This is a genomic window from Rhodococcus sp. FG69, from assembly GCF_057808915.1.
In genome coordinates this window covers 159,191-169,109 of record NZ_JBMDIX010000005.1, presented here as the reverse complement: position 1 = coordinate 169,109, position 9,919 = coordinate 159,191, and the positions used below count along the sequence as shown (strand labels likewise).

The 9,919-nt window shown below is 63.4% G+C and carries 9 protein-coding genes and 1 pseudogene; 3 read left to right on the top strand and 7 right to left on the bottom strand.

Going from position 1 to position 9,919, the window contains the following annotated elements:
- Positions 1–923: non-homologous end-joining DNA ligase (gene ligD, locus ACODSO_RS06665; RefSeq protein WP_489035968.1), on the top strand; the 923-nt coding region annotated here is incomplete at its 5' end.
- Between the two features lie 89 nt (positions 924–1,012).
- Positions 1,013–1,387, top strand: a complete 375-nt coding sequence (locus tag ACODSO_RS06660) for a histone-like nucleoid-structuring protein Lsr2 (protein WP_489035966.1) — start codon at positions 1,013–1,015, stop codon at positions 1,385–1,387.
- A 157-nt stretch (positions 1,388–1,544) separates the two neighbouring features.
- Here ACODSO_RS06660 and ACODSO_RS06655 read toward each other — a convergent pair whose 3' ends face one another.
- The 5 genes from ACODSO_RS06655 to ACODSO_RS06635 form a co-directional block, all read right to left on the bottom strand.
- On the bottom strand, positions 1,545–3,326 hold the full coding sequence (locus ACODSO_RS06655) for a ParB/RepB/Spo0J family partition protein (RefSeq protein WP_489035964.1): 1,782 nt from the start codon (positions 3,324–3,326) through the stop codon (positions 1,545–1,547).
- A 734-nt stretch (positions 3,327–4,060) separates the two neighbouring features.
- Entirely contained in the window at positions 4,061–4,987 is a 927-nt protein-coding gene (locus ACODSO_RS06650) for an ArdC-like ssDNA-binding domain-containing protein (RefSeq protein ID WP_489035963.1), read from the bottom strand.
- A 436-nt stretch (positions 4,988–5,423) separates the two neighbouring features.
- Positions 5,424–5,597 carry a hypothetical protein gene (locus ACODSO_RS06645; protein ID WP_489035961.1) on the bottom strand — a complete coding sequence of 58 codons (174 nt, stop codon included), beginning with the start codon at positions 5,595–5,597 and terminating at the stop codon, positions 5,424–5,426.
- A complete protein-coding gene (locus tag ACODSO_RS06640; RefSeq protein ID WP_489035960.1) occupies positions 5,594–5,932 on the bottom strand; it encodes a hypothetical protein in 339 nt (112 codons plus the stop codon). Before ACODSO_RS06640 ends, ACODSO_RS06645 begins: the two co-directional genes overlap by 4 nt.
- A 91-nt stretch (positions 5,933–6,023) precedes the next feature.
- The gene (locus ACODSO_RS06635; RefSeq protein WP_489035958.1) at positions 6,024–6,539 is read right to left on the bottom strand and encodes a hypothetical protein; all 516 of its coding nucleotides are present in this window, start codon (positions 6,537–6,539) and stop codon (positions 6,024–6,026) included.
- Positions 6,540–7,083: 544 nt separating this feature from the next.
- Between ACODSO_RS06635 and ACODSO_RS06630 the strand changes: the two genes are divergently transcribed.
- Entirely contained in the window at positions 7,084–7,866 is a 783-nt protein-coding gene (locus ACODSO_RS06630) for a DUF4145 domain-containing protein (RefSeq protein WP_489035956.1), read from the top strand.
- Positions 7,867–7,942: 76 nt separating this feature from the next.
- Here the strand turns inward: ACODSO_RS06630 and ACODSO_RS06625 are convergent, their stop codons facing one another.
- Positions 7,943–8,503, bottom strand: coding sequence for a recombinase family protein (locus tag ACODSO_RS06625; protein ID WP_489035955.1), 561 nt, complete (start codon positions 8,501–8,503; stop codon positions 7,943–7,945).
- A gap of 1,194 nt (positions 8,504–9,697) precedes the next feature.
- Positions 9,698–9,916 (bottom strand): annotated as a pseudogene (locus ACODSO_RS06620) (flavin reductase family protein); the annotation flags it as partial.
- Positions 9,917–9,919 lie beyond the last annotated feature (3 nt).

Sequence of the window (9,919 nt, the reverse complement as noted above, 5' to 3'; positions counted from 1 at the left end):
GCTCACACCGGTTCCTGGCAGCCGATCAAACCCGCGCGGACTCCAGTGGATGCCGTGCCGTGGCCTCGGTCGAGGTAGGCGGTGCAGTGAAGGTGTTCTCCCGCAACACCAATGACGTTACCGCCTCGTACCCGGAAACGGTAGAGGCCTTGGGCGTCGCGGCGGCGGGTCGGTCGCTGCTCGTCGACGGCGAGCTCGTGGCATTGAACGCGGCGGGGCAACCTGATTTCGGGTTGCTGCAACGCCGTATGCATGTGGCGCGGCCATCCGCTGCGTTGCTGCGCTCGACGCCGGTGGCGTATTTCGTGTTCGACGTCCTCGACGTCGACGGCGAATCGGTACGACATCTCCCCTATTTCGAGCGTCGCCGCATTCTCGACGATCTCGCTCTTGCAGACGGGACGCGTGTGCAGGTGCCGCCGAACATGACCGGTATCGACGGCGCGGCATTGATGGCGATAGCGGCCGAGCACGGTATCGAGGGCATCGTCGCCAAACGCGCCGATTCGATATACCGGCCTGGTGTTCGTTCGAAATCATGGATCAAGACACCGATAAGACATAGTCGAGACGGAATCATCTGCGGCTTCGTTCCCTCCGGCGGCCGCGCCGGTGGACCGCTGGCAGCGCTGCTGCTCGGAGCAAACGACGACCAAGGCGAACTGGTCTATATCGGCAGCGTGGGAACAGGTTTCACCGAACGCGTACGCCGCGAACTACGCCAGAGGTTGACAGCGATTGCTCGTCCGGACAACCCATTCGCGGGAGCAGTTCCGCCTAGCGAGACCGCCGGGGTGACGTGGGTCGACCCGGTAGTGGTGGCAATTGTGGAGTATCGCGAACAATCGGCATCCGGACGGCTACGGCATTCGTCGTTCAAAGGCATCCGAGCCGATATGAACAGTACGCAAGTCCGGACATGAGTCGGTCCGCACTGTCGATATTGCCGCTGGTTACGCTGCACAGAGAACTCATCCGATCCCATTAGGAACGAAAGGCAGCGATTTCAGCCGTGGCGAAACAAACGTATGTGCAATTGGTCGACGATATCGACGGGTCGGTCATCGACGACGACTCCGGCGAAGCGATCGAATTCTCGGTCTCCGGTGTCGACTACGTCATCGACCTGAAAGCGAAGAACGCGACCGAGTTTCACCGCAAACTCGACTACTACATCGAGCACGCCACCCGCGTCGGTGGCCGCAAACGCAAAGCAGCGATCGCCGCACCGAAACCAGCTGCGCCGACATCGGAAGCGACCCAGACAAAGCGTGATCCGGAGCAGACCCGCGCTATCCGCCAGTGGGCCGCCGACGAGGGATACGAGGTCAACGATCGCGGCCGTATCCCCGCCAGCATCGTCGAAGCATTCGAGGCAGCGCACTAGCTCCTGAAGGTGAGACGCCGGCGCTCCCTGACGGGACAGCGGATCGTCGCGTTCGGCGGGGGAGCTCGAGGCGGGCGGCAGCCCCCTCGACCGGTGCCGGGAACGACACAAGGGGCGAGGGAACCTGTGATGGTCTCCCCCGCCCCTTGTCGTGCGGTTACTCGGTCTCGCTTGCCGTCTGTGGCTCGCTGGGTTGTGCGCTGTCCCCGGTGCGTGTGGTGAGGGCGTCGTAGCCCTGCTGCGGGGTCAGCTCGCCGGTGGCGACGTTCTCCACCGGGGCCAGGGAGTGCCCGTGCTGATCGAGGAATCCCAGGTAGTTGTCCTGGTTGCCGAAGCCTGAGCGCTTCCACCAGTCCTTGCCGGTCCCGCTCATACGTGCTTCGTAGGCGGCCAACACCTGCGCGAGCGCGATGACTTGGGCTCGCGCTTCGGATGCTTTGTCGATGATCGGGGCGATCGCGGCGCGTGCGGCGCGGTCCTCGGTTCCGGGGTAACCGACGGTCGGGCCGGTCACCGCAGGAACACTCACGCCGAGCAGCTTCGCGAAGTACTGCGGTGCCTTGTTCTGGGTGAGCAGACCGGGCTCGTCGACGAGGGTGTCGGTGATCCACTTTCCCGCGCCCTTGGGCAAGGTCTTGCGGGTCAGGAACTTCGTCAGCCATTCGATGCGGACTTCGGTGGCGATCACCGATGCCTTGTTCAGCTCCTTGGTGCGGCGCAGCGCGGCCCGCTGCGCCTCCTTGTGGGCGGCTTCTGCGGCGAGACGCTTCTGCTCCCGCGCTCGGGCGACGGCTTCGGCGTCGTCCGGATCGACCTCGGCTGCCTCGTCGTCGGCTTCGGCCAGCGCTGCGGCGAGGATCGGGCCGGGTGCCACACCGGCTGCGGCGGGGTCGGTGGTGAAGTACTCCGCCTCCCACACCTGTTCGGTCGTGATGTCCTTGTGGTGGTGGTAGCCCTCGGCGGCGACCACATCGGGCTCGTCCTCGGTGCCCCAATCGATGCTGTTCTCGCTGATGACCTCCTCGGTTGCGGTGAGGGTGAACTTCTCGCCCTTGCTCAGCCACACCGACCATGCGGTGGGGTTGGCCTCGATCACCTCGGCAGTGACCTCGGCGCGCCCGGTGTCGTCGGTGGCGGGGACGATGAGGTCGTCGGCGCGCAGCTGTCCGTCGCCGTATTCGGGTTCGGTGTCCAAGATGGTGAAGCCTCGTTCGGCGTAGGGCTGCGCGGCGGTGGCGCGTTCCTTGCGTTCGGCGCGGTCCGCGAGCAGCCGCTTGGCGGTGCGCTCGAAGGCGTAGCGGTGCACCTCGAGCAGTTCGCAGACTGCGTCGTGGTCGCCGTCGGCGTCGAAGGTTGCGAGCACTGCCGCCTGTTCGAGGTCGAGCTGGCCGCCGTCGAGGGCGTCGAGGGCGGTCTGCGACCGTCCTGCTGCGGCGGCGGTTTTCACCTGATCGCGGGGCATCTGCACCGCTTTGCTGATCTTGGTTGCCGATACTCCGAGTTCGAGCATGCCGGTCACGGCTTTGACGCGCTGACCTCGAGTGAGGTCGATCCGGCGATCGTTGGCGACGACCTGCTGCGACAGGCGGGCGATTTCACGTGCCTTCGCGTTACCGGTGACGCTCCGGATCACCACCGGCACCGACTCCGCCTGCGCTTCGATGCTCGCAAGGACCCGTTGCTGGCCATCGATGACGACGACACGATCACCGTCGCGGATCGCGGAGATTGCTTGTAGCACTCCGTGTTCGGTGATGCTGTCGACCAGTGCACGAAACTCGGGCGTCTCGGTGTCGACCTCGTCGCGGACGTTCGGGCCGACCTCGAGCGTGCTGGGTGCGAGGCGGGCGAACTCCTCGCCCGCCCCCGCCGTCGACGTGGTGTCGGCGGCGGGGGCATCAGTGGCGGCGACGGTCGTTTCGGTGTTCTGAGCGGTCATGATGTGGTGTCTCTTTCCTGGTAGATTCTTAGATCGGAGACACCGGGCAGGTTCGAGCTGTCCGGTGTTTTCTTGTTTCTGCGGGTGTTGCGGCGAGCGGTGGTCAGGCTGCGGTCGGGGCGGGGTGTTGTCCTTCCTGGTAGGCGGTGGTGATCTGTGCCCATTTCTCGGCCTGCTCCCGGTGCACTGCTTCGGTGCTGGTGTTCGGGTCGACGGCGGCGCGGTCGGCCTGTGCGGTGTAGGCGGTGACCTGGCCGAGTGCGTGGACGCACGTGGGTGGGGACGGTTGCGATCGCGGCCATGATCGCCTTCTCCCCCGGTGTCGCCTTCCTGCTGGTGGTGTCGTGCATGGTGAGCTTCCCTTCTCTGCTGGTGACCTGGCCCTTGTGCCCTGCCACGTTTTTTCGCCGGTTGTTGGCGTGAGAAGAGGCAGCAGCGCACGCGGGCGACGGTGCAGACCACCGAGCCGAGAAGTTTTCGAGCGAGCGCAGCGAGTACGGGATCGAAAAGTTTTCGGACCCCGCAGGGGCCGGAGCGCAGCGGAGGTCGTGTGGTTGCGGCGGCGAACGTGGGTGATGCAGACTCGCCGGCGCCAGCACCCGCCGAAAAAACGATGATCTTTTGGCTCCTTTGAGTGCGGAGCGCAGCGGAGCTCCATTCGGGTGGACACCGCAGGTGGCCCGGTCCGCCCCACCCCACCGCTCGGGCGGAGCCGGACGAAGCAGGCCGGTCCCCTACGCGGCGCTGCCGCTCTCTTCGGCCGTGTCGGCTTCCTGGTCCGCATCGTGCGCGTCGAGGGCGTCTGCGAGCTCGTGAACGGCTTTCAGGACCGTGTGCGCGGTGTCGGTGATCGTCTCGGTGTCACCGTCTGACCATCCGGCGATGTAGCCGACGGAGTAGGCGCTGGTATCGAGTCCCTGTAGTCCTGCGAGGACGTAGGCGACGGCTTCGGCTTCTACTTCCATTCGGCCGCGGTGCAGGTCTTTGCGGGCGTCGGGGTCGGTGATCTGCGGGGCGTGAATGTGGGCGTGACCGGCTTCGTGCAGCATCGTTTTAGCGGCCGCGGCGGGTTCGAGATCGGCGTCGACGACGATGCGGCGGCTCCCGTCGGTGGTGGTGTAGCCGTTCGCGGATCCTGCGACCGGCTCGCGGGTGACGGCCCAGCCGCGTGCGGTCATCACGGCGGCGGTGCGGTCGTAGATGTTGCCCGGGTCAGCGCCGGTGAGCAACTGTGCGATCTCCTCGGGCTGCGGGTGTCCCTCGATCGGGTCGGTTTGCGAGATGTCGAATACCGACAGGATCGGGAAGGTGGGGACTTTGCGGTCCTGTTCGTCGCCGGTGGCGGGGTCGGTTTCGGTGACGGTGCGGGAGCTGTAGCCGTAGATCCGGATCGCTTTCTCACCTTTGCGGACCTGCCGCCCACGTCCTTGCCAGGACCGGAAACCCGCGACGCGTGTCGCTTCGGGCCTCTGAGCCAGGATCAGCAGAATATTGCGGAAACTGTACTCGTGGAACGACATTGCCGCATCGAGGTAGGCGCGCCAGGCGTCGGAGTCGGTGAGTGCGTCGACTTTCTCGGTGATCGTAGCGTGCAACGTCTCGGCGAGCTGGCGCCGCGCTTCGGCTTTGTCCGTCGCGCTGGTGGTGGTGCGTGCTCCCATGATGGTTCCTCCCGTGCCCGGCCGGTCCCCCGGCCTCTCGCTCTGACAATTTCTTGTCGCCGTCATCTGGCGTAGGGAGAGGGAGCGGCGCACGGGGACGACGAAGCAACCCCTGAGCCGAGACAGTTTTCACCTGGGAGCGCAGCGAGCACGGGTAGGTGAAAAGTGTTCGGCGCCGGCGGCCGGAGCGAATGCGGAGTCAGGGGTTGCTGCGGCGGTCACGGGTGACGCACACTCGCCAGGAGCCAGATGCACGACAAGAAAAATGCTTTTTCGGCGCGTAGCGCAGCGGAGCTCGATATGGGTGGACACCGAAGGTGGCCCGGCGGCCTTGTGGGGTCCGTCTGGCGTCGATGCAGCAAGTCCCGCCCTTCCTGTGAAGGTGGGGCGGGACTTAGCGGGTGTTCGGTTCGTTGCCGCGTGTCGCGGCAGGTGCTTACTGGTACTGGTCTTTCGGGACGGGCACGTCTTTACCTGCGGCAATGTCGCGTAGCCACTGCGGGACGGGCTTGTCGTCGTACTCGCGGAGCGCGATCGAGGCACGGGCCGCTGCGGAGCGGACTTTCATCGACCGCCCGCGTCGGGGTGTGCGGTTCTCGGTGGTGGTCATCGCGGGCCCTCCGTCTCTGTCTTGGATTCATTGTCGCCGGTGTTGTCGGTTTCCGCCAGGTCGCCGTCGGATTCTGTGACGATGTGATCGGCGATGGCTTGCAGCGTGTCGCGATCGGTGCGTGCGATGAACGGTGTCGTGGCCACTGTGCGGAACACAGTCCAACCGAGAGCCGCTTCGTCGTCGTTGTCGCTGACGGTGCGTTCCAGAGACCAGGTGATGCGCTGCCAACTCTGAGCCCTGTTGTCTGCGCGGGTGCGTTGGCTGACGGTAGCCATGACCCCGGCGACGGCCAGAACGCCGACAATCAGGGTGATCCATGCTTGTGCGGGCATGACGGTGGGTGCGCTCCTTCTTCGGTGGCGTGGGTGCGGGGTGAGGCGGTAGGGGCTCACTTGATCCCCCACCGGCCTCGGTTAGAGCTGGTCAGTGTGCGCCGGTGTCGGCGGTCTCGGACAGGATCGGGGTGTCGCGGCCGATCGCCCACGCTGCATCCTCCCACCCGGGGAGCTTGGCGATGGTGTCGCTTTCCAATGCGGCGCAGAAGTGGAAGGCTTCGCAGTCTTCCCAGTTCTTGGTTTCGTTCGCTTGGTAGCGGTAGCAGCTGATTGCTTTCAGGATCTCGACGGGGCGGCGGTGGATGCTGCGGGGCCGCTGATGGGTGTAGATCGCGAGGTCGTCGTCGGCGGCGGTGTTGACGCTGGCGATGTTCTGATCGAGGAGCATCTGCCCGACCGCATCAACGCTGACGGTGGTGAGCTGACGTGCTTGGGAGTTCGGTCTCCAGCTCCCTGTGATGCCGTTGGTGGCAGTCCAGGGGATCGGTAGCTGTCCGGTCGGGGTGGGGACGTCCCAGGTGAGCGGCCGGGCAGTGTGTGGGTTGTACAGCCCTGCGTGGACGAGTACGGCGATGTGTTCGCTCGAGACGGTGAATGCGCTCATGGTGGGTTCCTCTCCCCTGCTGGCCGACCCGATAAGCCCGGTCTCTGCCACGTTGTTTTCGCCGGAAGGTGTTCTGGCGTGAGGAGAGCCAGCAGCGCACGGGCACGCTGTCCTGCCCCGTCAGACGGAAAGTTTTCAGCCGGAGGCGCTGTGAAAAGTTTTCGGAGCCCGAAGGGCCGGAGCGAACGCGTAGTGCGGGGTGGGTAAGGCGGGTACGGGTGATGCAGGATCACCGGGAGCCAGAACACGGGCCGAAAACAACTGCTCTTCAATAGGTTCAGTGCGCCGCGGAGCGGCGTTCGGTTCGGGGGACGCCCGGAGGGTGGCCGGCCCGCCGGCAGGCGGATGCATCACCGTGCGGGTCTGTCGTCGACGTGCCACCTCGGCGCCGTGGACTGCTGTCGGTGATTGTGCGGGAGCTGCGCAGATCAGCCACGTTGGTGTCGCGGTAGCTCTATGAAACGTCTCCGTTGTGCGGGAGAGTGCAGTTCAATGGGGCTTGTCGTTTGGTTCGTTGTTGTCGTTGTAAAGGGGTTGTCTGGTTGTGAAGGCTTTCGCGGAGAAGTTGGTGGTTCCGTTCGAGGAGGATGCTTGGCCGAGTATCGAATGTCCAGTGTGCGGGAATGGGCATCTGACGATTGCGCCTAAGGCCGATGGGTCGAGGAAAGCAGATTGGCGCATCACGAAGGTGACAAGTTCGTGGTCGGATTGGGGGGATCCGACCGATATCAAAGGGACGTTTAGCGCGGATCTGTTGTGTAGCAATACATCTGATTGTGGTGATTCAATCCATGTTTCGGGTGATGTGGCGGTCGACTACTCGGATCGGTACCGGCACACCAGCGACGAGGAACCGTTCGAAACGCTGTTGACGGTCGAGTGGTTTCACCCGTCGTTGCGAATCGTTGATGTTCCAGATGATGTACCGGGTTCGGTTTCGGTCGAGCTCGACAACGTGGGGGCATTGATCTGGTCGAATCCTGACGCGGCTCTGTGGTCCTTGAGGAAGGCCGTCGAGATGTTGCTGAGCGAACAGGGTATCGACAGGTTGAAGCCTGACGGTTACCCGTTCTCACTCAACAAGCGGCTGGAAATGTTCGGTGCCGCGCATCCTCAGTTCTCTGATGTCGTGGAGATGTTGCAGGCTGTGCGGTGGGTGGGCAACGAAGGAACTCATGCGAGCGGTCATAGCGGCAAGGGCGTTCTACACGTCATCAAGTTCGTTGAGTTGGCCTTGGAGAGTTTGTATTCGGAGTCTGGCCGTGATGCTGCGCTCGCTCACGCTCGGAAGATCAACGCGGCCGAAGGGTATGTCGCGCCCGATTAACCGATGCCGAGGGGGCGACATGGCCGTAGGGAATGGCCACCGTGGGTGGCGCTGCGTTGCCGTCGTGAGCTATCGGCTACTTCACTTGGCTGCTGAGATGACGATAGAGAGTAGCTCGGCCAATGCCGAGGACTGAGGCGATTTCGGTTTTGGGTGTGCCGTCCTCGAGCATTCGTCGGATGTGACGGGCTTTGTCGGCGTCGATTTTGGGTGGTTGTCCGCCGACGCGGCCGCGAGCTCGTGCGGCGGCGAGGCCGGCCATGGTGCGCTCTTTGACGAGGTCTCGTTCGAATTCGGCCAGGGAGCCGAAGATGTTGTATGTCAGTCGTCCTCCGATGGTGGAGGTGTCGATTCCTTCGGTGATGCTGCGCAGTGTTGCCCCTTTGGTTTCGATGAGGTTGACGGTTTCGATGAGGTGGCTCAGTGAGCGGCCGAGTCGATCGAGTCGCCACACGGCGACGACGTCACCTGCGCGCACGCTCTCAAGGAGCAGCTGCAACTGAGGTCGATCCTTGTCCGCTCCGGACGCGACCTCTTCCCAGACCCGGAAACAGCCGGCGGCCGTCAGTGCGTCTCTCTGTAGATCCAGCGATTGATCGGTGGTCGAAACCCGCATGTATCCCAAAGTGGCGCTCACGAGGATGACTGTCTCAGAAACGTCCGACGAGGCACAGGCAACGCGTCAGAGTATGAGACAGGTTTCTGAGACACATCACGTTTCGGTCTCAAATGTCTCTGTCAGTTTCAGAAGACGAGTGCAGTCCCAGTTCGGACCGGTGGCAGCGGGCGCCGATCGCAGAGCTCGTTCGGACCGCTTCGGTGTCTCACGGATCGGTGCCCCAGAAACGTTCGTTTCTGAGGCATAAGCAGCTGGAACCTTCGCTCACACTGTGGGCAGCTCGGCAAGCGCACTCTCAACCTCGTGGGCGTTTCACACAGAACGCTAATTCGGTTGTGAACGTCAGCATCCGATCGGAGAGACTAATGTATGCAGTCCGCACCTAATTACGACATCTACACGCTGGCCGTGGGACCTTGTGCGAGCGTCGACGAGCTCTTGAGCGAGCTGTCGAACCACGTAGGTACGTTCGTTGTGGAGGCTACGGTTTCCGGTGGACGCGTGTCTTCGGTATCGCACTCCGTGTTTGAGCTGTCGGGAGAGTTGCACGCGTCCGCTCTGATCACGATCGAGACGGACCTCTGACAGCACTCACCCAAACGTCGGTTCAGAAAGACGGACTGCACGACTTCAGAAGTGGACAACTGCTTCCGGCGATCTATCCGCCAGCAGAGACCGACGAGAGCCATCAGTGCCGTCTGATCTGTCTCACCGGGAACTTGTCTCATCAACGGTCGTATCTGGGACGCTGTTTCGTCGATGCGTGTGCGGGGTTTCCGGCCCAGTCTGCACCGACCCGGCCGAGGCTGCGGTGGTAGCCGCCGCAGCCGTCAACTTGGGTGCGCGCGATAGAAGTCATCGAGTGTGCGTCGATCCGAGTCGATCGTGACTTTGAAATTTTTGATCACCCTGCCGCGACGGTTCATAGCGCTCGCGGTCATCGTCACTTCGAGCTCGTCCGACGCATTGACTGTCGGCACGATTGTCACAGCTCTCGTCGGAGCAATTTCCCTTGGGCGGAGGTCCCCTACGTTCCACGTGTGTTTGTAGACGTTGCCGTCGTTCTCGGCAATTCCGTCCTGGTCGAGATGCAGAGGCCTTCTAGCGAAGCTACCGGGGTCTATCGCGTATCTACCGATACTGTCCCTGATGCGATCGGGCCATTTCGGTAGCGGCGGCAGATCGGAAAGGTACGGCGCTGAGTCGTAGACGACGAGGTTTGCGTCGGGCGAGCCTTGGCCACGTCGCTGAGGTCTGCTGCAAACAGATGGCAACAAGTGGGGGGGCTATAGATAGCGCGACGAAGCTACTCGCCGCCATTCCAACCGGGCGTCCGTCTACTTCTGCTGCGATTGCGACTACACCAGTCGGGAAGTGGCTATACGCCTCGCGAAGCGTGGATTGATCGAGGTTGGTGTTGGCGAGCGTCATGGC

Bases quoted from the DNA above. Each gene is read 5' to 3' on its own strand.
- ACODSO_RS06645 (WP_489035961.1), bottom strand. From the start codon at position 5,597: ATGACCACCACCGAGAACCGCACACCCCGACGCGGGCGGTCGATGAAA.
- ACODSO_RS06640 (WP_489035960.1), bottom strand. From the start codon at position 5,932: ATGCCCGCACAAGCATGGATCACCCTGATTGTCGGCGTTCTGGCCGTC.
- ACODSO_RS06650 (WP_489035963.1), bottom strand. From the start codon at position 4,987: ATGGGAGCACGCACCACCACCAGCGCGACGGACAAAGCCGAAGCGCGG.
- ACODSO_RS06635 (WP_489035958.1), bottom strand. From the start codon at position 6,539: ATGAGCGCATTCACCGTCTCGAGCGAACACATCGCCGTACTCGTCCAC.
- ACODSO_RS06655 (WP_489035964.1), bottom strand. From the start codon at position 3,326: ATGACCGCTCAGAACACCGAAACGACCGTCGCCGCCACTGATGCCCCC.